General features: G+C 71.8%; 22 protein-coding genes. 20 read left to right on the forward strand and 2 right to left on the reverse strand.

Annotated elements, in window-relative coordinates; genetic code table 11:
- The first annotated feature begins 82 nt into the window (after window positions 1-82).
- From pyrH to LQF12_RS06190, 9 genes are all read left to right on the forward strand, one after another.
- On the forward strand, window positions 83-853 hold the full coding sequence (gene pyrH / locus LQF12_RS06150; protein ID WP_231055090.1) for a UMP kinase: 771 nt from the start codon (window positions 83-85) through the stop codon (window positions 851-853).
- Window positions 850-1,407 carry a ribosome recycling factor gene (gene frr / locus LQF12_RS06155; protein WP_231055091.1) on the forward strand — a complete coding sequence of 186 codons (558 nt, stop codon included), beginning with the start codon at window positions 850-852 and terminating at the stop codon, window positions 1,405-1,407. Before pyrH ends, frr begins: the two co-directional genes overlap by 4 nt.
- 6 nt (window positions 1,408-1,413) lie before the next feature.
- Window positions 1,414-2,478: a phosphatidate cytidylyltransferase gene (locus LQF12_RS06160; protein ID WP_354004702.1), complete on the forward strand. Its 1,065-nt coding sequence runs from the start codon at window positions 1,414-1,416 to the stop codon at window positions 2,476-2,478.
- A gap of 58 nt (window positions 2,479-2,536) precedes the next feature.
- Window positions 2,537-3,694, forward strand: a complete 1,158-nt coding sequence (gene rlmN, locus LQF12_RS06165) for a dual-specificity RNA methyltransferase RlmN (protein WP_231055092.1) — start codon at window positions 2,537-2,539, stop codon at window positions 3,692-3,694.
- Window positions 3,695-3,734: 40 nt separating this feature from the next.
- Entirely contained in the window at window positions 3,735-4,283 is a 549-nt protein-coding gene (locus LQF12_RS06170; protein WP_231055093.1) for a DivIVA domain-containing protein, read from the forward strand.
- A 20-nt stretch (window positions 4,284-4,303) separates the two neighbouring features.
- Complete coding sequence (dxr, locus tag LQF12_RS06175; protein ID WP_231055094.1) at window positions 4,304-5,476, forward strand: 1-deoxy-D-xylulose-5-phosphate reductoisomerase; 1,173 nt, start codon at window positions 4,304-4,306, stop codon at window positions 5,474-5,476.
- Window positions 5,477-5,515: 39 nt separating this feature from the next.
- The gene (locus tag LQF12_RS06180; RefSeq protein ID WP_231055095.1) at window positions 5,516-6,862 is read left to right on the forward strand and encodes a M50 family metallopeptidase; all 1,347 of its coding nucleotides are present in this window, start codon (window positions 5,516-5,518) and stop codon (window positions 6,860-6,862) included.
- Window positions 6,863-6,965: 103 nt separating this feature from the next.
- Window positions 6,966-8,105 carry a flavodoxin-dependent (E)-4-hydroxy-3-methylbut-2-enyl-diphosphate synthase gene (gene ispG, locus LQF12_RS06185; protein ID WP_231055539.1) on the forward strand — a complete coding sequence of 380 codons (1,140 nt, stop codon included), beginning with the start codon at window positions 6,966-6,968 and terminating at the stop codon, window positions 8,103-8,105.
- A 14-nt stretch (window positions 8,106-8,119) separates the two neighbouring features.
- Window positions 8,120-9,022, forward strand: coding sequence for a GNAT family N-acetyltransferase (locus tag LQF12_RS06190; RefSeq protein ID WP_231055096.1), 903 nt, complete (start codon window positions 8,120-8,122; stop codon window positions 9,020-9,022).
- A gap of 19 nt (window positions 9,023-9,041) precedes the next feature.
- On the opposite strand, the gene LQF12_RS06195 is transcribed toward LQF12_RS06190, so the two are convergent.
- A complete protein-coding gene (locus LQF12_RS06195; protein ID WP_231055097.1) occupies window positions 9,042-9,926 on the reverse strand; it encodes an Fpg/Nei family DNA glycosylase in 885 nt (294 codons plus the stop codon).
- Window positions 9,927-10,010: 84 nt separating this feature from the next.
- Here LQF12_RS06195 and LQF12_RS06200 point away from each other — a divergent pair, with 84 nt between their 5' ends.
- Window positions 10,011-11,813: a proline--tRNA ligase gene (locus LQF12_RS06200; protein ID WP_231055098.1), complete on the forward strand. Its 1,803-nt coding sequence runs from the start codon at window positions 10,011-10,013 to the stop codon at window positions 11,811-11,813.
- Here LQF12_RS06200 and LQF12_RS06205 read toward each other — a convergent pair.
- Window positions 11,810-12,709, reverse strand: coding sequence for a hypothetical protein (locus tag LQF12_RS06205; protein ID WP_231055099.1), 900 nt, complete (start codon window positions 12,707-12,709; stop codon window positions 11,810-11,812). The genes LQF12_RS06200 and LQF12_RS06205 overlap by 4 nt on opposite strands.
- Before the next feature lie 177 nt (window positions 12,710-12,886).
- On the opposite strand from LQF12_RS06205, the gene rimP reads away from it, so the two are divergent.
- The 10 genes from rimP to LQF12_RS06255 all read left to right on the forward strand — a co-directional run bounded on the left by rimP (window position 12,887) and on the right by LQF12_RS06255 (window position 24,163).
- Window positions 12,887-13,381, forward strand: coding sequence for a ribosome maturation factor RimP (gene rimP / locus LQF12_RS06210; RefSeq protein WP_231055100.1), 495 nt, complete (start codon window positions 12,887-12,889; stop codon window positions 13,379-13,381).
- Between the two features lie 11 nt (window positions 13,382-13,392).
- Window positions 13,393-14,472 carry a transcription termination factor NusA gene (gene nusA, locus LQF12_RS06215; protein ID WP_231055101.1) on the forward strand — a complete coding sequence of 360 codons (1,080 nt, stop codon included), beginning with the start codon at window positions 13,393-13,395 and terminating at the stop codon, window positions 14,470-14,472.
- A gap of 91 nt (window positions 14,473-14,563) precedes the next feature.
- Window positions 14,564-14,878, forward strand: coding sequence for a YlxR family protein (locus tag LQF12_RS06220; RefSeq protein WP_231055102.1), 315 nt, complete (start codon window positions 14,564-14,566; stop codon window positions 14,876-14,878).
- Between the two features lie 93 nt (window positions 14,879-14,971).
- The gene (infB, locus tag LQF12_RS06225; RefSeq protein ID WP_231055103.1) at window positions 14,972-17,833 is read left to right on the forward strand and encodes a translation initiation factor IF-2; all 2,862 of its coding nucleotides are present in this window, start codon (window positions 14,972-14,974) and stop codon (window positions 17,831-17,833) included.
- A gap of 107 nt (window positions 17,834-17,940) precedes the next feature.
- Window positions 17,941-18,423 carry a 30S ribosome-binding factor RbfA gene (rbfA, locus tag LQF12_RS06230; RefSeq protein WP_231055104.1) on the forward strand — a complete coding sequence of 161 codons (483 nt, stop codon included), beginning with the start codon at window positions 17,941-17,943 and terminating at the stop codon, window positions 18,421-18,423.
- Window positions 18,420-19,316 (forward strand): tRNA pseudouridine(55) synthase TruB, encoded by an 897-nt coding sequence (gene truB / locus LQF12_RS06235; protein ID WP_231055105.1) that lies wholly within the window; start codon window positions 18,420-18,422, stop codon window positions 19,314-19,316. The genes rbfA and truB overlap by 4 nt, the downstream gene beginning before the upstream one ends.
- Before the next feature lie 51 nt (window positions 19,317-19,367).
- Window positions 19,368-20,318, forward strand: coding sequence for an aldo/keto reductase (locus LQF12_RS06240; RefSeq protein WP_231055106.1), 951 nt, complete (start codon window positions 19,368-19,370; stop codon window positions 20,316-20,318).
- 48 nt (window positions 20,319-20,366) lie between these two features.
- Window positions 20,367-21,359: a bifunctional riboflavin kinase/FAD synthetase gene (locus LQF12_RS06245; protein WP_231055107.1), complete on the forward strand. Its 993-nt coding sequence runs from the start codon at window positions 20,367-20,369 to the stop codon at window positions 21,357-21,359.
- Window positions 21,360-21,452: 93 nt separating this feature from the next.
- The gene (gene rpsO / locus LQF12_RS06250) at window positions 21,453-21,722 is read left to right on the forward strand and encodes a 30S ribosomal protein S15 (RefSeq protein WP_231055108.1); all 270 of its coding nucleotides are present in this window, start codon (window positions 21,453-21,455) and stop codon (window positions 21,720-21,722) included.
- A 188-nt stretch (window positions 21,723-21,910) separates the two neighbouring features.
- Complete coding sequence (locus tag LQF12_RS06255) at window positions 21,911-24,163, forward strand: polyribonucleotide nucleotidyltransferase (RefSeq protein ID WP_231055109.1); 2,253 nt, start codon at window positions 21,911-21,913, stop codon at window positions 24,161-24,163.
- Window positions 24,164-24,167: the final 4 nt, after the last annotated feature.

The raw sequence follows: 24,167 nt of genomic DNA on the forward strand, positions 1-24,167 counted from the left end.
TGTCCGCCAGCCTCGACGTACCATCACCCCTGAGGCCGGACCTGACCGGCTCTCGACCCGGACCTTCGGAGGAGACAGCTCGATGAGTACCACCACCCACCCCCGGCGCGTCCTTCTCAAGCTCTCCGGGGAGGTGTTCGGCGGCGGGTCGGTCGGTCTGGACCCGGCCGTGGTCGCCGCCGTGGCGACGGAGATCGCCGTGGCGGCCCGCGCCGGTGTCCAGGTGGCCATCGTGGTAGGCGGAGGCAACTTCTTCCGCGGCGCCGAGCTCTCGCAGAGCGGGATGGATCGCGCGCGTGCGGACTACATGGGGATGCTCGGCACCGTGATGAACTGCCTGGCGCTGCAGGACTTCCTCGAGAAGGCCGGGGTGACCACGCGCGTGCAGACCGCGATCACCATGGGCCAGGTCGCGGAGCCGTACATCCCGCTGCGCGCGATCCGGCACCTGGAGAAGGGGCGGGTGGTGATCTTCGGCGCCGGCGCCGGCATGCCGTACTTCTCCACCGACACCGTCGCGATCCAGCGAGCGCTGGAGACGCACTGCGATGAGGTGCTCGTCGGCAAGAACGGTGTGGACGGGGTCTACACCGCCGACCCTCGCCTCGACGCCGGGGCCGTCCGCATCGATGAGCTCACCTTCGAGCAGGCGATCCAGCAGGACCTGCGTGTGGTCGACTCGACAGCGCTGGCCCTGTGCCGGGACAACCGGCTCACCATGCGCGTGTTCGGGATGAACCAGCCCGGCAACGTCGCAGGGGCGCTCAAGGGTGAGAAGATCGGAACCATCGTGACGTCCGCCCCGCGGCCCACCGAGGCACCGCAGACCCAGCACAGCAAGGAGCAAGCGTGATCGACGAGACCCTCCTCGAGGCCGAGGAGAAGATGGACAAGGCTGTCGAGGTCGCCCGCGAGGACCTCGGTGGCATCCGCACCGGCCGGGCGAACGCCGGGATGTTCAGCAAGCTCGAGGTCGACTACTACGGCGCTCCCACGCCGCTGCAGCAGCTCGCCTCGATCACCATCCCGGAGGCGCGGACCGTGCTCATCGGCCCCTACGACAAGAGCGCGATGAGCGCCGTCGAGAAGGCACTGCGCGAGTCCGACCTCGGCGTCAACCCCAGCAACGACGGCAACGTCATCCGGGTCGTGCTGCCGCAGCTGACCGAGGAGCGGCGACGTGACTACGTCAAGCTCGCCAAGACCAAGGGCGAGGAAGCGCGTGTCTCGGTGCGCAACGTGCGCCGTCGGGCGAAGGAGGAGCTGGACCGGATCGCCAAGGACGGCGAGGCCGGCGAGGACGAGGTCAACCGCGCCCAGGTCGAGCTCGACGCGCTGACCAGGAAGCACACCGAGCTGGTCGATGCCCTGCTGGCCGGCAAGGAGAAGGAACTGCTCGAGGTCTGAGGAGGGATGACCGAGCCCGAGAACGACCGCGACCTGCCGGCGAGCGAACCTCCGGCACGCACCCGCCGCGCCCAGCGGCGCGCGGAGCGCTCGGCGCAGCTGGAGGTCGAGCTGGCGGCAGCCACCTCGGTCCGTCGCAGCCGGCGCACCGCCGACACCGGGCAGATGCCGCTGGGCAGCGTCGCCCTGCCGGCCGCGCGTGCCGCCGAGCCGGAACCTCGGGCGCTCCTCGCCGAACCCGGGACGGACGGCACACGCCCCTCGCGGGCCGGCCGCAACCTGCCGGTGGCGATCGGAGTCGGGGTGGGGTTGGCCGCGATCCTGCTGCTCTCGCTCTTCCTGCGCAAGGAGGTCTTCCTCGGGCTGGCGGTGCTGGCGTGCGGGACGGCGCTGTGGGAGCTCGACCGCGCCCTGCGCACCCGGGACGTGCGCCTGCCGCTGCTGCCGCTGTTCGTCGGGACCGTCGGCATGCTCGTCACCGCGTACACGGCAGGGATCGAGGCATTGCTGGTCGCGTTCCTGCTCACCTCCGGTGGTGTCTTCGTCTGGCGCGTGCTCGACGGCGGCGGCGTCGTGGCGCTGCGCGAGGCGACCACGGGCATCTTCGCGGCGGCCTACATCCCGTTCCTCGCGGGGTTCCTCACGATCATGCTCTCCGCCGACGACGGTCCGTGGCGCGTGGTGCTGGTCATCGCGCTGGTGGTTGCCAACGATGTCGGTGGCTACGCCGCGGGTGTGCTCTTCGGCCGCCATCCGATGGCACCCACGGTGAGTCCGAAGAAGTCGTGGGAGGGGGCTGCCGGATCGCTCGTGCTCGCGGTCGCCGCCGGGATGGCGCTGAGTGTGCTGGCGCTCGACCTCCCGTGGTGGGCAGGGGTGATCCTCGGCGTCGGGGCCGTCGCCGGGGCGACCATGGGCGACCTGGCCGAGTCGCTGCTCAAACGCGACCTCGGGGTGAAGGACATGGGCACGATGCTGCCCGGCCACGGGGGCATCCTGGACCGGGTGGACTCGATCCTGCTCGCCAGTCCGGTCGTCTTCGCACTGCTGCTCGTGCTCGCCCCGACGTGAGCAACCGCACTGACCGCGCCACCGGCGCCGCCGGCAGCCTCTGGGAGGATGGGTCACCATGACGTCCCGCAACCAGGTCCTCCCGCGCCACGAGGGTGGTGCCGGTGACCGGCCGCAGCTGTCCTTCGCCGTCCCGCGCCGCGGCAAGCCGCCGCGCCACCTCGCCGACCTCTCCCTCGAGGAGCGGGCCGGGGTGCTGCGCGAGGCCGGCCAGCCCGCCTACCGCGCCAAGCAGCTGTCCACGCACTACTTCGCGCGGCTGACCCGCGATCCGGAGGCGATGACCGACATCCCGGCGGACCAGCGCTCCGAGCTGGCCGACCTGCTGCTGCCGGACCTGCTGACCGAGCACCGACGGCTCGAGGCTGATGGTGGATCCACCGTCAAGACGCTGTGGAGCCTCTTCGACGGGGTCAAGGTCGAGTCGGTGCTGATGGGGTACACCGGCTCCACCCCCCGTGCCACCCTGTGCGTCTCCAGCCAGGCCGGGTGCGGGATGGCGTGCCCGTTCTGTGCCACCGGGCAGCAGGGGCTGACCCGGAACCTGTCGACGGCCGAGATCATCGAGCAGGTCCGCCGGGCGGCCGTCAGCTGCCGCGACGGTGAGGTCCCCGGCGTCGAGCGCCTCTCCAACGTCGTCTTCATGGGCATGGGGGAGCCGCTGGCGAACTACAAGACCGTGATCGCCGCGGTCCGCCGGATGGTCGAGCCGGCTCCCGAGGGTCTGGGACTGTCGGCCCGCCACATCACCGTCTCCACGGTCGGGCTCGTCCCGGCGATCCGCAAGCTCACCGAGGTGGGCATCCCGGTCACGCTCGCGCTCTCCTTGCACGCCCCCGACGACGACCTGCGCTCACAGCTGGTGCCGATCAACACCCGGTGGTCCGTCGGTGAGTCCCTGGACGCCGCCAAGGCCTACTTCGACGCCACCGGCCGCCGGGTCAGCATCGAGTACGCACTCATCAAGGACATGAACGACCACGCCTGGCGCGCGGACCTGCTGGCCACCGAGCTGCTGAAGCGTGGCCGCGGCTGGGTGCACGTCAACCCGATCCCGCTCAACCCGACGCCGGGTTCGATCTGGACGGCGAGCGAGAAGCATGTCGAGGACGAGTTCGTGGCACGCTTGCGCTCGGCAGGCATCCCGACCACGGTCCGGGACACCCGCGGCAGCGACATCGACGGCGCGTGCGGTCAGCTGGCCGCCCAGGACTGAGCGCCGGGACCGACGGCCTTCGGCAGAGAGGACATATGCGATGGAGGGTCTGTTCCCGACGGTCAAGGGGTGGTCCACCGGGTACGACCAGGACGAGGTGGAGGACTTCTTCGCCGACGCCAGAGCCTCCTACGAGGGCGCCGAGGGCGGGGACGTCTGCGCGCAGGACGTGCGCCAGGTGGCGTTCGATCTCGTCCGCGGCGGTTTCGAGCCCGCTGCCGTCGACGCGGCCCTGGACCGGCTCGAGGGCGCCTTCGTCCAGCGCGAGCGCGCCGACTTCATCGCCTCCCGGGGCCAGGAGGCCTGGATGGAACAGGTCGCCGACCGGGCCACCACCCTCTACCCCCGGCTGGTCCGTCCCGCGGGTGAGCGGTTCGCACCGCCGGAGCGGGGCCGGGGATACTCCGCCGCCGCGGTGGACGCCGTGATGGACCGGCTGGTCGCCTACTTCGACTCCGGCCATGTGCTCACCGCCGCCGAACTGCGCCACGTCACCTTCCCGCGCGCGAGCCGTTCCCGCTCCTACGCCGAGGGGCCGGTCGACGCCTTCCTCGACCGCGCCGTGGACGTCCTGCTGGCGGTCGAGTGAACGCGGGCGGACCGCCGGCGGTGCGGACGGTCACCCTCCTCGGGTCCACCGGTTCCATCGGCACCCAGGCGATCGAGATCATCCGGGCCCGGCCCGAGCTGTTCCGGGTGCGGGCGCTGGCGGCGGGTGGCCGGGACGTGGCGCTGCTGGCGCGGCAGGCGGTCGAGCTTGCGGTCGAGCGCGTCGTCGTGGCCGACGAGAGCCGGTTGCCGATGCTGCGGGAGGCCCTGGACGAGGCGAGGTCGGCGGCGGGTGCCGCCGGGCCGCCGCCGGAGGTGGCGGCCGGTGAGCCGGCGGTGACCGAGCTCGCCGGCGAGCCCGTGGATGTGGTCCTGAACGGGATCACCGGCAGCATCGGCCTGCGCCCGACCCTGGCGGCGCTGGCGGCGGGCTCGACCCTCGCGCTGGCCAACAAGGAGTCGCTGATCATCGGCGGTCCGCTGGTGCAGCGCGCCGCCGCACCCGGGCAGATCGTGCCGGTCGACTCCGAGCACAGCGCGATCGCGCAGTGCCTGCGTGGCGGTCGAGAGGCGGAAGTGCGCCGCCTCGTGCTGACGGCCAGCGGTGGCCCGTTCCGCGGGCGCAGCCGGGCCGAGCTGGAGCACGTCACGCCGCAGCAGGCGCTGCGCCATCCCAACTTCGCCATGGGCACCGTGATCACGACCAACTCGGCGACGCTGGTCAACAAGGGCCTGGAGGTCATCGAGGCACACCTGCTGTTCGGCGTGCCCTTCGACGCCATCGACGTCGTCGTCCACCCGCAGCAGCAGATCCACTCCATGGTCGAGTTCCACGACGGTTCGACGATCGCGCAGATGGGCCCGCCCCGGATGCTCGTGCCGATCGCGCTCGGGCTGTCCTGGCCCGACCGGCTCCACGACGTCGACACCCCCTGCGACTGGTCGAAGGCGAGCACGTGGGAGTTCGCACCGCTCGACGAGGACGCGTTCCCGGCCGTGCGGCTCGCCCAGCAGGTGGGACGTGCGGGCGGCACCTCGCCGGCCGTCTACAACGCGGCGAACGAGGAAGCGGTGGCGGCCTTCCACGCGGGGCGGCTCACCTTCGGCGGCATCGTCGATCTGGTCGCCCGGGTGGTGGATGAGCACGGCGGCGGCCCGGCCGGACAGGTCGAGGACGTGCTCGCCGCCGACTCCTGGGCGCGCGAGCGCGCGCGGGAGTTCCTGCCGGGCTGAGCGGCTCTCACCACCAGGTACGCGCCGTACCCTGATCCCATGGACTTCTGGTGGGGCGTTCTCGTCATCGCGTTCGGGCTGATCGTCTCGATCGCGCTGCACGAGATCGGGCACCTGGTGCCGGCCAAGCTGTTCAAGGTGCGCGTGACGCAGTACTTCGTCGGCTTCGGCCGCACGCTGTGGTCGGTGCGCCGCCGGGGCACCGAGTACGGCGTGAAGATGCTCCCGCTCGGGGGGTACGTGCGGATGGTGGGGATGTTCCCGCCGGCGCGCGAGCAGGTCTCCGACGACGCCCGCTACGAGGCGCGACAGCGACGCACCGGGATTCGCGGCCTGGTGAGCGGGATCGTCGAGGAGACCCGCGCGGCCAGCACCGAGGAGATCTCTGCCGAGATCCGGCCGGGGGACGGACGGCTCGCCTTCTATCAGCTCACCATGCCCCGCAAGCTCGTGGTCATGGCCGGTGGCCCGCTGATGAACCTGCTGATCGCGTTCGTGCTGTTCGCCATCGTGCTGACCGGCTTCGGGGTGCCGACGGCGAGCAACCAGCTCGCCTCGGTCTCCTCATGCGTGCTCCCGGCGGACCAGGACCGGGAGTGCACCGACGCCGACCCGGTGGCGCCTGCCGCCGAGGCGGGGCTGCAGACCGGGGACCGGGTGATCTCCTGGGACGGGACACCGGTGGCCGACTGGGAGGACCTGACCGCTGCGATCGAGGCGACCGGCACCCGGACCGTCGAGGTGGTCGTCGACCGCGACGGCGACGAGCGGGCGCTCTCCCTCACCCCGACGCTCGCGCAGCGTCCGGTCCTGGAGAACGGCGCCTATGCCACCGACGCCGACGGCGAGCTGGTGCTGACCGAGCAGCCCTTCGTCGGGGTGGGGGCCGGACAGGAGCTGGTTCCGCAACCGGTCTCGGCAGTGCCGGCGCACGTGGGTCAGGTCTTCACCGGGACGGTCGAGATCGTCCTGACCCTCCCGCAACGCCTCGTCTCGATCGCGCAGTCGACCTTCGGCGGCACCGAGCGCGATCCGGGCGTCATCGGGATCGTCGGTGTCGGCCGCCTCGGCGGCGAGGTCGCGGCGACCGACCTGCTCACCACGCCGGAGCGGGGTGCGGTCATGCTGGAGATCCTCGCCTCGCTGAACATGGCGCTGTTCGTGTTCAACCTCGTCCCCCTGCTGCCCCTCGACGGCGGTCACATCGCCGGCGCGCTCTACGACGCAGCCAGGCGCCGCCTCGCCGCGCTCACCGGGCGGGCCGATCCCGGACCGGCGGACACGGCCAAGCTCATGCCGCTGACCTACGTCGTCGTGGTCGTCCTGGCCGGGATGAGCGTCATGCTCGCGGTCGCCGACATCGTCAACCCGGTGAGGTTCTTCTAGCGCGCCACGGTGGCCGGCGTGGGCCATCTCTCGCCGTCCGGGGGAGCCAACCACCGGATGCGGGTGTGATACTGGTGCCGTGAGTGTTCCGATCAGTCTGGGCATGCCCGCCGTCAAGGAAACCCCTCCGGTGCTGGCACCGCGCCGCAAGACCCGCAAGATCAACGTCGGTGCCGTCGAGGTCGGCGGGGATGCGCCGATCTCGGTGCAGTCGATGACGACGACCCCCACCACCGACATCAACGCCACCCTGCAGCAGATCGCCGAGCTGACCGCCTCCGGGTGCGACATCGTCCGGGTGGCGGTGCCCACGGCCGACGACGCCGAGGCGCTGCCGATCATCGCGAGGAAGTCCCAGATCCCGGTGATCGCCGACATCCACTTCCAGCCGAAGTATGTCTACGCCGCGATCGATGCCGGGTGCGCCGCCGTGCGCGTCAACCCCGGCAACATCCGCAAGTTCGACGACCAGGTCAAGCAGATCGCCAAGGCCGCCTCGGATGCGGGCGTCTCCTTGCGCATCGGCGTCAACGCCGGCTCCCTCGACAAGCGGCTGCTGGCCAAGTACGGCAAGCCCACGGCGGAGGCGCTGGTGGAGTCCGCCGTCTGGGAGGCCTCGCTGTTCGAGGAGCACGACTTCCACGACTTCAAGATCTCCGTCAAGCACAACGACCCGGTCGTCATGGTGCGGGCCTACGAGTTGCTCTCCGAGCGCGGCGACTGGCCGCTGCACCTGGGCGTCACCGAGGCCGGTCCGGCGTTCCAGGGCACCATCAAGTCCGCGACCGCCTTCGGCGCGCTGCTCAGCCAGGGCATCGGCGACACCATCCGCGTCTCCCTGTCGGCGCCGCCGGCCGAGGAGGTCAAGGTCGGTCTGCAGATCCTGCAGTCGTTGAACCTGCGTGAGCGCAAGCTCGAGATCGTCTCCTGCCCCTCCTGCGGTCGCGCGCAGGTCGACGTCTACACCCTCGCCGATGCGGTGACCGCGGGACTGGAGGGGATGACCGTCCCGCTGCGGGTCGCCGTCATGGGCTGCGTGGTGAACGGCCCGGGGGAGGCCCGCGAGGCCGACCTGGGGGTGGCCTCGGGCAATGGCAAGGGGCAGATCTTCGTCAAGGGCGAGGTCATCAAGACCGTGCCGGAGGACCAGATCGTGGAGACCCTGATCGAGGAGGCGAACCGGATCGCCGAGGCGATGGGCGTGGGCGAGGCAGACGGCAACCCGGTCGTCACCGTCAGCTGATCCGATCCGACACCGTGCCCTCCTGGCCCCGGCCCCGCACCGCCCGGGGTGCCCGCGCCCGGACGCCGGAGCTGGTACCCGAGCCGCTGGTGAGCACCGCCCGTGGCGCGGACGTCGCTGAGCTGGTCCGGTTCTGCCGCACCGACCCCGTCGACGCCGCGCTCCTGGCCGAGCACGTGGAGGCGCTTCCCCGGTACGCGTTCACCCGGGAGCAGCTGTTGTACGTGCGCACCACCGAGGGTCTCGGCGGGCTCTGCTGGACCGGCGGGAACGTGGTGCCCTTCCGCCTCGCCGCCCGGGCGGTGCCGGCCGTGGCGGACGCCGTCCGGGCCGGCCGGCGGCGGTACTCCTCGATCGTGGGGCCGGCCGAGGACGTCCTCGCCCTGTGGGAGGAGCTGCGCCCCGGCGGCCCGGCCCCGCGGGAGGTGCGCGAGGAGCAGCCCTCGATGCTGATCGACCACGAGCCGCTCGTGCCCTCGGAGCCGCGGGTGCGGCTGTGTACCCCGGCCGACCTGGACGTGCTCGTACCCGCCTGCGTGGCGATGTTCACCGAGGAGGTCGGCTACTCACCGATGCAGGCGGGCGGTGGCTACGAGCGCCGGGTGCGTGCGCTGGTGGAGGGCGGGCGCTCGTTCGCATGGATCGAGCCGGGCGAGGACGGACCGCAGGTCGTCTTCAAGGCCGAGATCGGCACCGTCGCGCTCGGGGTCGCCCAGGTGCAGGGGGTGTGGGTCCACCCCGACCACCGCGGCCGCGGCTATGCGGCCACGGGCATGGCTGCGGTGATCCGGCAGGTGCGCGCCCGGCTGGCCCCGACGGTCTCCCTCTACGTCAACTCCTACAACACCCGGGCCCTCGCCGCCTACGACGCGGTGGGTATGCGCCGGGTGGGTACCTACGCGACCGTGCTCTTCTGAGGGCAGGTGGTCCGGTGACTCAGCGCAACAGGCGCGACATCCGCCGGTCGGCGAGGATCTTCCCCCCGGTCTGGCAGGACGCGCAGTACTGCAACGACGAGTCCGCGAAGGAGACCTCGCGGACGACGTCCCCGCAGACCGGGCAGGGCTGACCGGCCCGGCCGTGCACGCGCATCCCGGCGCGCTTGGCATCCTTGAGCTGGGCCGCCGGCGTGCCCGCCGCGGCGGCGAGAGCCTCCGCGAGCACGGTGCGGATGGTCGCGTGCAGGTGCCCGATCTCCTCGGCCGGCAACGAGGTGCTGGGTGCGAACGGGCTCAGCCTCGCGGCGTGCAGGATCTCGTCGCTGTAGGCGTTCCCGATCCCGGCCACGATGCTCTGGTCCCGCAGCACGCCCTTGAGCTGGGCACGTCGTCTGCCGAGCAGCTCGGAAAGGACCGCGGGTGTGAAGGCCTCGCCGAGCGGGTCCGGCCCGAGGCTCGCGACCATCGGGATCTGCGCGGCCTCGCGCACCACGTGCACCGCGAGCCGCTTGCGGGTGCCGGCCTCGGTGAGGTCGAAGGCGGAGCCGTCGTCGAGCACCACCCGGACCGCGATCGGCGACTTGGGCGATCGCGGCACCGTGGCGGGAGCCCTCTCCTGCCACCGCAGCCACCCGGCGCGGGCGAGGTGGACGACCAGGGACAGCCCCGCCTGATCGCCGTCGGGGTCGGCACCGGTGCGGACCTCCAGCCACTTGCCGTGCCGGTCCACCCGGTCCACGGCTCGTCCGACCAGCGCCTGCGGGGGCGGGTCGAACGTCTTGAGGGCCTGGATCCCGGGCACGTGGACGGCCGCCACGGTGCGGCCGACCAGCCGCTCGGTGAGAAAGGCGGCCAGTGCGGCCACCTCGGGCATCTCGGGCATGGTCCCAGTGTGGCCCTTCGCCGCCGGAGGTGCCAGGGTGGGCGCGACCGGAGCCGGTGAGCGCCGATGCCCTAGACTCGCGGCGTGCTGATGCGGATGTCGACCCTGTTCCTGCGGACCCTGCGAGAGGACCCGGCCGACGCCGAGGTCGCGAGCCACCGGCTGCTCGTGCGGGCCGGCTACATCCGGCGAGCCGCTCCCGGGATCTACTCGTGGTTGCCGCTCGGGCTGAAGGTCCTGGCCAAGATCGAGGCCGTGGTCCGCGAGGAGATGGACGCGATCGGAGCCCAGGAGGTGCACTTCCCGGCGCTGCTGCCGAAGGAGCCCTACGAGGCGACCGGCCGGTGGACCGACTACGGGCCCAACGTCTTCCGGCTGCGGGACCGCAAGGATGCCGACTACCTGCTGGCCCCGACGCACGAGGAGATGTTCACGCTGCTCGTGCGTGACCTGTACTCCTCCTACAAGGACCTGCCGGCGCTGCTCTACCAGGTACAGACCAAGTACCGGGACGAGGCCAGGCCGCGTGCTGGCCTCATCCGGGGCCGGGAGTTCATCATGAAGGACTCCTACTCCTTCGACCTCGACGACGCGGGCCTGGACGCCTCCTACGCCAAGCACCGCGCGGCCTACCAGCGCATCTTCGACCGGCTCGGCCTCGAGTACGTGATCGTGGCCGCTCAGGCGGGAGCCATGGGCGGGTCGCGTTCGGAGGAGTTCCTGCACCCCTGCGAGATCGGCGAGGACACCTTCGTCCGCTCGGCCGGTGGGTACGCCGCCAACGTCGAGGCCGTCGCCACTCCCGCGCCGCCGGAGCAGGACGCCTCCGGTACCGGCGCCGCCCACGTGGAGGACACCCCCGATACCCCGACGATCGAGTCGCTCGTGCGGGCCGCGAACGAGGTCGTGCCGCGCACCGATCGCGCGTGGACCGCGGCGGACACGCTCAAGAACGTCGTCCTCGCGCTGGTCTCACCCACGGGTGAGCGCGAGCTCCTCGTCATCGGGCTCCCCGGGGACCGGCAGGTCGACCCCAAGCGGCTCGAGGCCGCGGTCTTCCCCCGCGAGGTGGACCAGGCCACCGAGGAGGACGTCGCCACCCGCCCCGAGCTGGTGCCCGGATACATCGGCCCGCAGGTGCTCGGGCCCAACGGCGCCCCCCGGGCCGCCGACGGCACCGGCGGCGCGGTGCGCTACCTGCTCGACCCGCGTGTGGTGCCCGGGACGGCGTGGATCACCGGTGCGAACGAGGCCGGCAAGCACGTCTTCGACCTGGTGGCCGGCCGGGATTTCACCGCCGACGGCGTCATCGACGTCGCCGAGGTCCGTGCGGGTGACCAGGCCCCCGACGGGTCGGGGCCGCTGGAGCTGGCCCGTGGCATCGAGATCGGTCACATCTTCGCCCTCGGCCAGAAGTACGCCAAGGCCCTGGAGCTGTCCGTGCTCGACCAGAACGGCAAGGCCGTGACGGTCACGATGGGCTCCTACGGCCTCGGGGTGACTCGGGTGCTCGCGGCGATCGCCGAGAGCACCAGTGACGACAAGGGACTGGCCTGGCCCGTGCCGGTCGCACCCGCCCACGTGCACGTGCTGGCCACCGGGAAGGACCCGGCCGTCTTCGAGACGGCCGAGCGACTCGCGCGCGAGCTGGACGACGCCGGCGCGGAGGTGCTCTACGACGATCGCCCGAAGGTCTCGGCCGGGGTGAAGTTCGCCGACGCCGAGCTCCTCGGACTGCCGTACGCGCTCGTCGTCGGTCGTGGCCTGGCCGAGGGTGTGGTCGAGGTGCGTCACCGGGCCGGTGGCGAGCGCGAGGAGGTCGCCCCCGACCAGGCGGTGGCGCGTCTGCGCGCACTGCTGACCGAGGCCGGGCTCAGCCTGCGCTAGTCGCCGGTCGGCGTCTGGCCGGTCAGCGCCTCGGTGTGGTCCGGGGGAGCGGTGCGAGCCGCGAGTCGGGCGTGGTCGAGCACGCCGGCACGCTCGCCCGGCTCCGCCGCCGGGACCTGTGCCAACCACCCCGTGACCAGCGCGGCCCGCCAGGTGGCCATGTCCTGTTCCGGATCGTCGACGGCGTAGCTCGCCTCGCGCGGGTCCGATGCCGTGCCGGCCAGGCCGGCGGCGACGGCGATCCGCTCGGACAGGTCCCGGTCGGCGCGCGCCTGCTGCGCCGCCCGCGACCTCTCCTCGCCGCCGCTGCGGGCCGCGAGCGTCTCCCCGGCATATCCCAGGGCGTCGAGGGTGCGGCACAACCCGGCCGCGGCCGCGGTTAGGGTATCCGGGAGGGCGGGCTCGGGTTCGGCGAGGCCGGGGTCGATGCCCAGCAGCCCCGCCACGTGGTCTGCGGCGGCTTCGCGCTGGACCACGATCGCGCTGAGCACCGAGGCGAGGGAGGGGTCCACGGCGGGGTCGGCGACCGCTGCTCGCGCGGTGGTGGCGGACTCCACGAGTGCGCTGACCACCTCGGCAGGGGCTGCGTCGTCGGGAGCGGCCGCTCCGGGCGCCGTGGGGGAGGGGTCCTCCGGCCTCGGGGGTGGCGACCAGACGCCTCCGAGGGCATCGAGCTGGGTCTGTGCTGCGGTGGCGATCTCGGTCATGGCGGGGGCGAGGTCGGCGGGAGCGGTGCCTGCGGCCGCGGTCGCCAGGTCCGCCAGGTGCTCGCTCGCGAGCGCCTGGGCCTGCCGGATCTGCTCGGCCGGGCCCGGGCTGGGCACCGGGTCCGGGGGGACGTCGAGGCGCACCGAGCACCCGGCCATGAGCATCAGCGCCCCCACCAGCAGTGCCACGGCCGGCCGGCCGCGTCGCGATCGGCGGCGGGGAGGCCGCGGCGCAGGCGGGAGCGGCCGGGCAGGTCCGGGCGGCAGGGCAGGGGTGGGTCGCAGCACGCGTTGATCGTGCCATGGTGGGCCCGTACCCTGGTCGAACCACACTGCACCGGCCACAACTTCACAAGGAGTCTGCTGATGAGCCCTTCCCCCGGACCGCATGCGCTCGGCGCGCAGCTGCACGAGCTGCTCAGCCCCGTGGTCTCCGGCGCGGGCCTCTTCCTGGAGGCTGTGAACGTCTCCGGCGCGGCGCGGCGTCGGGTGGTGCGGGTGACGGTGGACCTGCCGGACGGCCCCGGAGGTGTGACGTCGGACTCCCTGGCGGAGGTCTCCCGCGCCGTCTCGCAGCGGCTGGACGAGGCCGAGGACCTGCTGGCCGGGTCCTATCTGCTGGAGGTGACCACGCCCGGCGTCACGCGGCCGCTGACCGATCCCCGTCACTTCCGGCGGGCCGAGGGCCGGCTGGTCACCGTGGCCACCGACACCGGTGAGGTGAGCGGTCGGGTGCTCGGCGCCGACGAGCGCGAGCTCACGCTGGCCACCGCATCGGGTACCGTCTCCCTGCCGCTGTCGGAGGTGGCTCGGGGACGTATCGACGTCGAGCTGAACCGTTCCGACGACGGTCAGGACTGAGAGGACCGGGCATGGACATCGACATGGCGACCCTGCGGCTGATCGAGCGTGAGCGCGACATCCCGCTGGACACCCTGGTGAACGCGATCGAGCAGGCCCTGCTCTCCGCCTACCACCGCACCGACGGAGCGTGGACGAACGCCCGGGTCGAGCTCGACCGCGGAACAGGTCACGTGACCGTGTATGCGCGCGAGGTGCTCGAGACGACGCCGGACGAGGACGCGACCACCGAGGACGCCCCGGGCGAGCGCGAGAGCCACACGCCCGGACCGCGACTGGGGCCCGAGTTCGACGACACCCCGGAGAACTTCGGCCGCATCGCCACCTCGACGGCACGCCAGGTGATCATGCAGCGACTGCGCGATGCCGAGGACGATCAGGTGCTGGGCCAGTTCCGGGGCAAGGAGGGCGACGTCGTCGCCGGGACGATCCAGCAGGGACGCGACCCCCGCACCGTCTTCATCGACATCGGCGGGGTGGAGGCCGTGCTCCCCGCGCACGAGCAGGTGCCGACCGAGACCTATCGTCATGGCGAACGCATCCGCGCCTATGTGCTCGAGGTCACCCGCGGTTTCAAGGGGCCCTCGATCACCGTCTCGCGGACCCACCCCAACCTCGTGCGGCGGCTCTTCGCGCTGGAGGTGCCCGAGGTCGCCGACGGCAGCGTGGAGATCACCGCTCTCGCGCGCGAGAGCGGGCACCGCAGCAAGATGGCCGTCCGTTCGACCGTGGCGGGCCTGGGCCCGAAGGGTGCGTGCATCGGGCCGATGGGCCAGCGTGTGCGTGCGGTGATGGCCGAGCTGCGGGGCGAGAAGATCGACATCATCGACCACAGCGACGATCCGGCCACGTTCGTGGCGAACGCGCTCTCCCCGGCTCGCGTGAGCAGTGTCGAGGTCGTGGATGCGGCCGCCCGGTCGGCGCGTGTGATCGTGCCCGACTACCAGCTCTCGCTCGCGATCGGCAAGGAGGGGCAGAACGCCCGGCTGGCCGCGAGGCTGACGGGGTGGAAGATCGACATCCGGCCGGACACCCAGCCCGACTCACCCGAGGTGGCGCCGGGTGCGACGGCCGTACCGGAGTCGCAGTAGTATACTGAGTTGGTGGGTCACGGCCCCGTCCATCCGTCCGCTGATGCAGCGGCAGGTGCGGTCCCAGGTCCCGGTAAGGGTGAGCGAACGTATGAACCTTCCCCCCGGTCCTGTCCGTACGTGTGTCGGATGCCGAGGACGTGACTCCCGGTCCACCCTGGTCCGCCTGGTCGCGGACTCCTCCACCTCGGCTCCCGCCGTCGTGGTGGATGACAAGGCCAGCGCTCCCGGGAGGGGAGCCTGGGTGCATCCGCACCCCGACTGTCTGGACCGCGCCATCAGCAGGCGAGCGATCGCCCGTGCTCTCCGGATTCCGGTCCGGGCCGACTGTGAGCACGTGGTGGAGTGGTTCGACCAGTACGTCCGACATGAACCGTTGATGATCGAACAAGAGAGCGGGTCTTAAAGCCGATGGGCACCCGATGAGCATCCAGCGATGAGCATGCACCGCTAACGACGGTCCGACCCCTGTCTCGGGACGGACCGAGACAGGAGAGTTGTGGCAAAAGTCCGCGTCCACGAGCTCGCGAAAGAGCTCGGCGTCGACAGTAAGACCGTCCTGGCGAAGTTGAACGAGCTCGGTGAGTTCGTGAAGTCAGCTTCGTCCACCATCGAACCGCCGGTGCAGCGACGCCTGCGCGAGGCCTTCCCCGACACCGGGGACTCCTCGCCGTCGGCACCTGCGAAGAAGGCACGGCCCGCCGGGTCCTCGGCTCCCAAGCCGGGTGGCCCCAAGCCTGCCGCGACGCCTGCCCCGCAGGCCGAGGCCGCTCCGGCCCCGGCCGAGGAGCCCGCGCCTGCTGCACCGCCGGAGGCACAGCGCCCGCAGGCGCCCGAGCCCGAGTCGCCCACCCCGGCCGAGACGGCGGACCGGAAGCCGGCCGCCCCGAAGCCCGGCGAGCGTTCGGCGCCCAAGCCCGGTGGGGCGCGTCCGGGCAACAACCCGTTCGCCACCTCGCAGGGCATGCCCCGTGCGGGTGGCTCCGAGCGCCCACGCGGCGACCGCTCCGGCGGTCCTCGACCGGGCGGTCAGCGTCCCGGTGGGGCGCGTCCGGGCAACAACCCCTTCGCCACCTCGCAGGGCATGCCCCGTCCCGGTGGTTCCGGTGGCGAGCGCGGCGAGCGTCCGGGCCCCCGCCCGGGCGGCACCGCCGGCACCCGCGGCGAGCGTCCGGCTCCCCGCCCCGGTGGCGGTGCCCGGCCCGGTGCGCCGAGCGGCGACGGCGGCTCACGCCCCACGCCGGGCATGATGCCCGGTCGTAGCTCGGTCGGCCGTCCCGGTGCGCCCGCGCGCGGTGGCGGCGGTGGCCGCGGTCGCGGCGGTCCCGGTGGTGGCCCCGGCGGCCCCGGCGGGCCCGGTGGTGGCGGCGGCTTCGGCGGTCGTCCCGGCGGTCGTCCCGGTGGTGGCGGTCGCGGAGGCCGCGGCGGTACGCAGGGTGCGTTCGGTCGCGCCGGCGGTCGTCCGGTCCGAGGCCGGAAGTCGAAGCGGGCCAAGCGCCAGGAGTTCGAGCAGCAGTCGGCACCGTCGATCGGTGGCGTCCAGGTTCCCCGCGGGGACGGCAGCACGATCATCAAGATCCGTGCGGGCGCCTCGCTGGCGGACTTCGCCGACCGGATCGACGCCAACCCGGCGAGTCTGGTGACCGTGCTGTTCCACCTCGGTGAGATGGCCACAGCCACGCAGTCCCTCGACGAGGACACCTTCCAGGCCCTCGGCGCCGAGCTCGGCTACCGGATCGAGATCGTCTCGCCCGAGGACGAGGACCGCGAGCTGCTCGAGTCCTTCGACATCGACCTGGCCGCCGAGGAGGCGGGCGAGTCCGAGGAGGACCTGCAGGCACGCCCGCCGGTCGTCACCGTCATGGGACACGTGGACCACGGAAAGACCCGGCTGCTCGATGCGATCCGTCGCACCGACGTGGTGGCCGGCGAGGCCGGTGGCATCACCCAGCACATCGGTGCCTACCAGGTCCACGCCGAGCACGAGGGCGACGACCGGGCGATCACGTTCATCGACACCCCCGGTCACGAGGCGTTCACCGCCATGCGTGCCCGTGGTGCCGACGTCACCGACATCGCCATCCTGGTGGTGGCCGCGGACGACGGCGTGATGCCGCAGACGGTCGAGGCGCTCAACCACGCCCAGGCCGCCCATGTGCCGGTCGTGGTCGCGGTGAACAAGGTGGACAAGCCGGGCGCCAACCCGGACAAGATCCGCCAGCAGCTCACCGAGTACGAGCTGATCGCCGAGGAGTACGGCGGCGAGACCATGTTCGTGGACGTCTCGGCCACCCAGGGCAGCGGGATCGACAGCCTGCTCGAGGCGGTCCTGCTGACCGCGGACGCGGCGCTGGAGCTGACGGCGAACCCGGACAAGGACGCGCGCGGTGTGGCCATCGAGGCCAACCTCGACAAGGGGCGCGGCGCTGTGGCGACCGTGCTCGTGCAGTCGGGGACCTTGCGGGTCGGCGACGCGATCGTCGCCGGGACCGCTCACGGCCGTGTGCGGGCGATGTTCGACGAGCACGGTCAGACGGTGCAGACCGCCGGCCCGGCCAACCCGGTGCAGGTGCTGGGACTGACGTCGGTGCCACGCGCCGGCGACACCTTCCTGGTGGCTCCGGACGATCGCACGGCCCGGCAGATCGCGGACAAGCGCGAGGCAGCCGAACGTGCGGCCACCCTGGCCAAGCGTCGCAAGCGGATCTCCCTCGAGGAGTTCACCCAGGCGCTCGAGCAGGGCAAGGTCGACCACCTCAACCTCGTCCTCAAGGGCGATGTCTCCGGTGCTGTGGAGGCACTCGAGGACGCGCTGCTCAAGGTCGACGTCGGTGAGGAGGTCGCGCTGCGGATCATCCACCGCGGTGTCGGCGCGATCACGCAGAACGACGTCAACCTGGCGACGGTCGACAACGCCGTCATCATCGGCTTCAACGTGCGGCCCGCCGAGCGGGTCACGCAGATGGCCGATCGCGAAGGTGTGGAGATCAAGTACTACTCCGTCATCTACCAGGCGATCGACGAGGTCGAGGCAGCCCTGAAGGGCATGCTCAAGCCCGAGTACGAAGAGGTCCAGCTCGGCACCGCCGAGGTGCGGCAGGTGTTCCGCTCGTCCAAGGTGGGCAACATCGCCGGCTCGATCGTGCGTTCGGGTCTCATCCGCCGCAACGCCAAGGCCCGGTTGCTGCGCGATGGCGTGGTCATCTCCGACGATCTGTCGATCCAGTCGCTGCGGCGTGAGAAGGACGACGTCACGGAGGTCCGCGAGGGCTTCGAGTGCGGTATCGGACTCGGCGCCAAGGACATCACCGAGGGCGACATCATCGAGACCTTCGAGATGCAGGAGAAGCCCCGTACCTGACGGGCACCGCGTGAGGCCGGGGGCAGTCGAGGACTGCCTCCGGCTCTCGCGCCGCAGGCCCCGGCGAGGCGCCGGGGCCGATACCACCACGTAGAGGACGACCGACCATGGCTGACACCGCACGCGCCCGGAAGCTGGCCGACGCCATCCAGCAGATCGTGGCGACGATGCTCGACACGCGGATCAAGGACCCCCGGCTGGGCTTCGTCACCGTCACCGACGTCCGGGTGACCGGTGACCTGCAGCACGCCACGGTCTTCTACACCGTGCTCGGCTCCGACGAGGACCGGGCCGGGACGGCAGCGGCGCTCGCCTCGGCGAAGGGACTGATCCGCTCCGAGGTCGGTCGTCGGACCGGGGTGCGGCTCACCCCCACCCTGGAGTTCGTCCCCGACGCCATCCCGGAGACGGCGGCGCACCTGGAGGAGGCGCTGCGCGGCGCCGCGGCGCGCGACGCCGAGCTGGCGCGGATCCGCGAGAACGCCCGGTACGCGGGCGAGGCGGACCCGTACCGCACGGCCGACGAGCCCGATGACTCGGACGAGTCCGGCGCCGCTGGCCCCGGCGAGGGGCCCCCGAGCGGCCGATGAGTGACGGCATCGTCCTGATCGACAAGCCGCCGGGCTGGACCAGCCACGATGTGGTCGCCCGGTCACGACGCGTGCTGGGCACCCGCAAGGTGGGCCATGCGGGCACCTTGGACCCGATGGCCACCGGCCTGCTCGTCCTCGGTGTCAACCGGGCCACCCGGCTGCTGACGTATCTGGTGGGTGCCGACAAGGAGTACCTCACCACGATCCGGCTCGGGCAGGACACGCTCACCGACGACGCCGAGGGCGAGGTGACGCGCACATCCGGGATCGGCAGCGAGGGCGGTCGCGACGTCCATGATCGTCTCGAGGCGTCGATCGCGACGCTACGCGGGCCGATCGAGCAGGTCCCGAGCTCGGTCAGTGCCATCAAGGTGGACGGCAAGCGTTCCTACGCCCGCGTGCGCGGCGGGGAGGAGGTCACCCTCGCGGCCCGCCCGGTCACCGTGCACACCTTCGAGGTGCTGGCGATCCACCCCGCGCGGACCGAGGACGGCATCGAGGTGCTCGACGTCGAGGCGCGCGTGGAGTGCACCTCCGGCACCTACGTCCGTGCCCTTGCCCGTGACCTCGGTCGGGCCCTCGGCACCGGCGGGCATCTGCGCGCGCTGCGCCGCACCCGCGTCGGTGACTTCGCCGTCGCCGACGCACAGCCGCTGACTCGCGAGACCGCGCAGCTGCGGATGCTGGACGTGGCCACGGTGCTCCGGGCGGCCTTCCCCGTGCGCGAGCTCACCGACGAGGAGACCCGCGAGCTCCGCTTCGGCCGGCGCCTCGCAGCGACCGGTACCGGTGAGGTGACGGCCGCGCTCGCACCGGACGGCCGGGGGATCGCGCTGGTGCAGGACGACGGCGGCCGGGCGCGTCCGGTCCTCGTGCTCGACCCCGCGTGAGCGCGGTGGCACCCCGGATCGGCACCCGGGTCGGCACAGTAGGCTGAGACGATGCCTAGCGACGACGTGATCTCCGGCCTGCACACCCTCGGGCGGACCGATATCCGCCTCACCCGCCTGACCCTGGGCACCTCCGGCCTGGGTGCGGGTGCTGAGCCGGGAAGCCGGGAGGAGCGCGACGCCGTCGAGCTGGCGACCGCGATGCTGCACGGGCCGGCAGCGGTCCTCGACACCTCCAACGCCTATGCCGGCGGCAACAGCGAGCGCATCCTCGGCCTGGCGCTGCGGGAGTCCGGGATCGCGCCGGGCCGCCAGCTCGTCACCAAGGTCGACGCCGACCCCGAGACGGGGGCCTTCGACCGCGACCGGGTGTTGCGCTCCTACGAGGAGAGCCTGGCCAGGCTCGGCGTGGACCGGGTCAGCCTGCTGCACCTGCACGATCCGTACGGCATCGAGTTCGAGGATGCGATGAGCCCCGACGGGGCAGTGGCCGGCCTGCGTGAGTTGCGCGAGTCCGGAGCCGTGGACGCGATCGGCATCGCAGCGGGCAAGGTCTCCGTGGTCCGGCGCTACGTGGAGAGCGACAGCTTCGACGTGCTGCTCACCCACAACCGGTACACGCTGGTCGAGCGCATCGGCGAGGTCCTGCTCGAGGCGGCGCGTGCGCGCGGGATGGGGGTGTTCAACGCCGCTCCCTTCGGCGGCTCCCTGCTCGCCCGCGGTTCGGCCGCCGGTGGCACCTACGCCTACCGGCCGGCGCCGCCCGAGCTGATCGAGCGGGTACGCCGGCTGGAGGAGCTGTGTGCCGCGCACGGGATCGAGCTGGCGACGGCGGCCCTGCAGTTCTCGCTCCGGTCACCGCAGGTGGATTCCACCGTGGTCGGGATCTCCCGGCCGAGCCGGATCGCCGACCTGGTGCGGCGCAGCGAGGTCGCGGTGCCCGACGCCTTCTGGCGTGAGGTCGACGAGCTCGGCCGGCCGCCGTCGGTCGTGGCGGACTGAGCGCGGACGGCACGACGAGATCGTCGGTAGCGGACGGACGGGAGACGAGTGGAGCGGTGGTTCGGGATCGAGCAGGTCCCTGCTGACATGGTGGCGAGCGTGGTCACCATCGGGAACTTCGACGGTGTCCACCTCGGGCACCGGGCGGTGCTGGCTGAGGTCGTCGACGCCGCCCGCGGCGCTGGCGCGCCGGCTGTGGCCGTCACCTTCGACCCGCACCCCGCCGCCGTGCACCGGCCCGCAGAGGCACCGGAACTGCTCACCGGCCTGACCGATCGGCTCGACCTGATCGCCGAGACCGGGATCGACGCGACGCTGGTGATCGCCTACTCCACCGACTTCGCCGCCCAGACGCCGGAGGAGTTCGTCCGGCGCACGCTGGTGGACACCTTGCGCGTGCGCCGGGTGGTGGTGGGCGAGGACGTGCGCTTCGGCCGTGGCAACTCCGGCGACCGGGGCACGATGGTGGCGCTGGGGGAGCGGCTCGGATTCGGCGTCCAGCTGGTCCGGGACGTCTCCGCCTCGGGGCAGCGCCGCTGGTCCTCGACCTGGGTGCGCGAGCTCCTCGCCGCCGGCGACTGCGCCGGCGCGGCGGCGGTGCTCGGCCGCGCCCACCGGATGCGTGGCGCCGTGGTCCACGGGGAGGCGCGTGGACGCCGGCTGGGGTTCCCGACGGCGAACCTCGCCCCCGACGCGACCGGCACCGTGCCGGCGGACGGAGTCTACGCCGGCTGGTTGTGGCGTGACCCGGCCCGGGTGGTCGGCGATGCGCAGGCCGGGCGCCTGCCGGCGGCGGTCTCCATCGGCACCAATCCCACCTTCGACGGCACCGTGCGCCAGGTCGAGGCGCACGTCCTGGGCCGCCGGGACCTCGATCTCTACGGCGAGGAGGTCGTGGTCGAGTTCGTGCGGCGGCTGCGCCCCACGGTGCGCTACGACGGGATCGAGTCCCTCGTCGAGCAGATGCGTCAGGACGTGATCGAGTCCGCCGATGTGCTGCAGGTCCCACGCCCCGACCTCCTCCCGGCCCTGCCGGGGTGATACCCTGACGGAGCCGTCAGATCGGCCGCGGATGAGTCATGCCCGGGTGGACAAGCCCCGGTGCTCCGCGCAACGAGACACGAAGGAGATCCTGTGCCCCTGGCCCCGGACGTCAAGAAGCAGATCATCACCGACTACGCCACGCACGAGGGCGACACGGGTTCCCCCGAGGTCCAGATCGCGCTGCTCACGCGACGCATCAGCGACCTCACCGAGCACTTCAAAGAGCACAAGCACGACCACCACTCCCGTCGTGGTCTGCTGCTGCTGGTCGGTCAGCGCCGCCGGCTCCTCGGCTACCTGCGTAGCGTCGACATCGGGCGTTACCGCTCGCTGATCGAGCGCCTCGGCATCCGCCGCTGATCGCTGCCGTCCGGCTCGGACCCCTCGGGTCCGGGCCGGTCGCACGTCCGGGCCGTTCGGCCCGGTGAGACAACTGCATCACGACATGCACACCCGGGTTCGCTGGTCCTCGGTAGTGGCTTCCGGACATCGCTCCGTGGGCCTCGATCGATGACCGCCGGGCCCTTCACCACAGAAGGAGGGCACCCATGGAGGGTCCCGAGATCAAGTTCGCCGAAGCCGTCATCGACAACGGCTCGTTCGGCACCCGTACGGTCCGGTTCGAGACCGGACGACTGGCCAAGCAGGCCTCCGGCTCCGCCGTCGCCTACCTCGACGAGGACACGATGGTCCTGTCGACCACGACGGCCGGCAAGCACCCGAAGGACCACTTCGACTTCTTTCCGCTCACCGTGGACGTTGAGGAGCGCCAGTACGCCGCCGGCAAGATCCCCGGCTCGTTCTTCCGCCGTGAGGGCCGCCCCTCGACCGAGGCGATCCTCGCCTGCCGGCTGATCGACCGCCCGCTGCGCCCGCTGTTCGTCAAGGGCCTGCGCAACGAGGTCCAGGTGGTCGAGTCCGTGCTGGCCATCCACCCCGACGACTCGTACGACGTCCTGGCCATCAACGGCGCCTCGATGTCCACCCAGCTCTCCGGGCTGCCCTTCTCCGGGCCCGTCGGCGCCACCCGCATCGCCCTGGTCGACGGCCAGTGGATCGCCTTCCCGCGCTACAGCGAGCTCGAGCGGGCCGTCTTCTCCATGGTCGTGGCCGGCCGTATCGTCACCGCCGAGGACGGCTCGGACGACGTCGCGATCGCGATGATCGAGGCCGAGGCCACCGACAACGCCTGGTCGCTGATCAAGGATCAGGGCGTCGGCGCCCCCACCGAGGACGTCGTGGCCGAGGGCCTGGAGGCAGCGAAGCGCTTCATCCGCGTGCTGGCACAGGCACAGATCGAGCTCGCCGGCCAGGCCGCCAAGGAGGTGCAGGAGTTCCCGCTCTTCCCCGAGTACGCACCCGACGCCTTCGAGGCAGTCGAGGCCGAGGTGGCCACCAAGCTCGCCGAGGCCCTGGCCATCGCCGGCAAGGCCGAGCGCGAGGCCCGTATCGACGAGATCAAGGACGGGATGCTCGGTGCCCTGCAGGACGGTTTCGACGGCCGCGAGAAGGAGCTGTCCGCCGCCTACCGGCAGGTCACCAAGACCCTGATCCGCCAGCGCATCATCACCGACGGGTTCCGTATCGACGGCCGTGGCCTGCGCGACATCCGGCCCCTCTCGGCCGAGGTCGAGGTGCTGCCCCGCGTGCACGGATCGGCACTGTTCGAGCGTGGCGAGACCCAGATCATGGGCGTGACCACCCTGAACATGCTCAAGATGGAGCAGCAGCTGGACACGCTCTCGCCGCAGACGCGCAAGCGCTACATGCACAACTACAACTTCCCGCCCTACTCGACCGGTGAGACCGGTCGCGTCGGGAGCCCGAAGCGCCGCGAGATCGGTCACGGCGCCCTGGCCGAGCGGGCGATGGTGCCGGTGCTGCCCAGCCGGGAGGAGTTCCCCTACGCGATCCGCCAGGTCTCCGAGGCCCTCGGGTCGAACGGCTCCACCTCCATGGGTTCGGTCTGTGCCTCGACGCTGTCGCTGCTCAACGCCGGTGTGCCACTGCGCGCGCCGGTCGCCGGTATCGCGATGGGCCTGGTCTCGGACACGATCGACGGGGAGACCAAGTACGCGGCGCTCACCGACATCCTCGGGGCCGAGGACGCCTTCGGCGACATGGACTTCAAGGTCGCCGGTACCCGCGAGTTCGTCACGGCGATCCAGCTCGACACCAAGCTCGACGGGATCCCGGCGCACGTGCTGGCCAGTGCACTGACCCAGGCCAAGGAAGCGCGCCTGCACATCCTGGACGTCATGGCCGAGGCTATCGACACCCCGGACGAGATGGCGCCGACGGCGCCGCGGGTGATCACCGTGCAGGTCCCGGTCGCCAAGATCGGCGAGGTCATCGGCCCGAAGGGCAAGATGATCAACCAGATCCAGGAGGACACCGGCGCCGACATCTCCATCGAGGATGACGGCACCGTGTTCATCGGGGCCACGGACGGACCCTCGGCCGAGGCCGCGCGGCAGGCGATCAACGCGATCGCGAACCCGCAGATGCCCGAGGTCGGCGAGCGCTTCATCGGCACGGTCGTCAAGATCATGTCCTTCGGTGCCTTCGTCTCCCTCGCCCCCGGCAAGGACGGCCTGCTGCACATCACGCAGATTCGTCGCCTGGTCGGCGGCAAGCGCGTCGAAGCCGTCGAGGACGTCCTCTCGGTCGGTCAGAAGATCGACGTCGAGCTCGCCGAGATCGATGACCGGGGAAAGCTCTCGCTGCACGCGGTCGTCGACGAGGCCGGTTCGGACGAGGCGGCGGTCGAGTCCGAGGACTCCGCTGAGCCCACGAGCTGATCAC

It is taken from the genome of Ruania suaedae (assembly GCF_021049265.1).
Classification (GTDB): domain Bacteria; phylum Actinomycetota; class Actinomycetes; order Actinomycetales; family Beutenbergiaceae; genus Ruania; species Ruania suaedae.

Bases quoted from the DNA above. Each gene is read 5' to 3' on its own strand.
- pyrH (WP_231055090.1), top strand. From the start codon at position 83: ATGAGTACCACCACCCACCCCCGGCGCGTCCTTCTCAAGCTCTCCGGG.
- LQF12_RS06160 (WP_354004702.1), top strand. From the start codon at position 1,414: ATGACCGAGCCCGAGAACGACCGCGACCTGCCGGCGAGCGAACCTCCG.
- rlmN (WP_231055092.1), top strand. From the start codon at position 2,537: ATGACGTCCCGCAACCAGGTCCTCCCGCGCCACGAGGGTGGTGCCGGT.
- LQF12_RS06170 (WP_231055093.1), top strand. From the start codon at position 3,735: ATGGAGGGTCTGTTCCCGACGGTCAAGGGGTGGTCCACCGGGTACGAC.
- LQF12_RS06180 (WP_231055095.1), top strand. From the start codon at position 5,516: ATGGACTTCTGGTGGGGCGTTCTCGTCATCGCGTTCGGGCTGATCGTC.
- ispG (WP_231055539.1), top strand. From the start codon at position 6,966: ATGCCCGCCGTCAAGGAAACCCCTCCGGTGCTGGCACCGCGCCGCAAG.
- LQF12_RS06195 (WP_231055097.1), bottom strand. From the start codon at position 9,926: ATGCCCGAGATGCCCGAGGTGGCCGCACTGGCCGCCTTTCTCACCGAG.
- rimP (WP_231055100.1), top strand. From the start codon at position 12,887: ATGAGCCCTTCCCCCGGACCGCATGCGCTCGGCGCGCAGCTGCACGAG.
- nusA (WP_231055101.1), top strand. From the start codon at position 13,393: ATGGACATCGACATGGCGACCCTGCGGCTGATCGAGCGTGAGCGCGAC.
- LQF12_RS06220 (WP_231055102.1), top strand. From the start codon at position 14,564: ATGAACCTTCCCCCCGGTCCTGTCCGTACGTGTGTCGGATGCCGAGGA.
- rbfA (WP_231055104.1), top strand. From the start codon at position 17,941: ATGGCTGACACCGCACGCGCCCGGAAGCTGGCCGACGCCATCCAGCAG.
- truB (WP_231055105.1), top strand. From the start codon at position 18,420: ATGAGTGACGGCATCGTCCTGATCGACAAGCCGCCGGGCTGGACCAGC.
- LQF12_RS06240 (WP_231055106.1), top strand. From the start codon at position 19,368: ATGCCTAGCGACGACGTGATCTCCGGCCTGCACACCCTCGGGCGGACC.
- LQF12_RS06255 (WP_231055109.1), top strand. From the start codon at position 21,911: ATGGAGGGTCCCGAGATCAAGTTCGCCGAAGCCGTCATCGACAACGGC.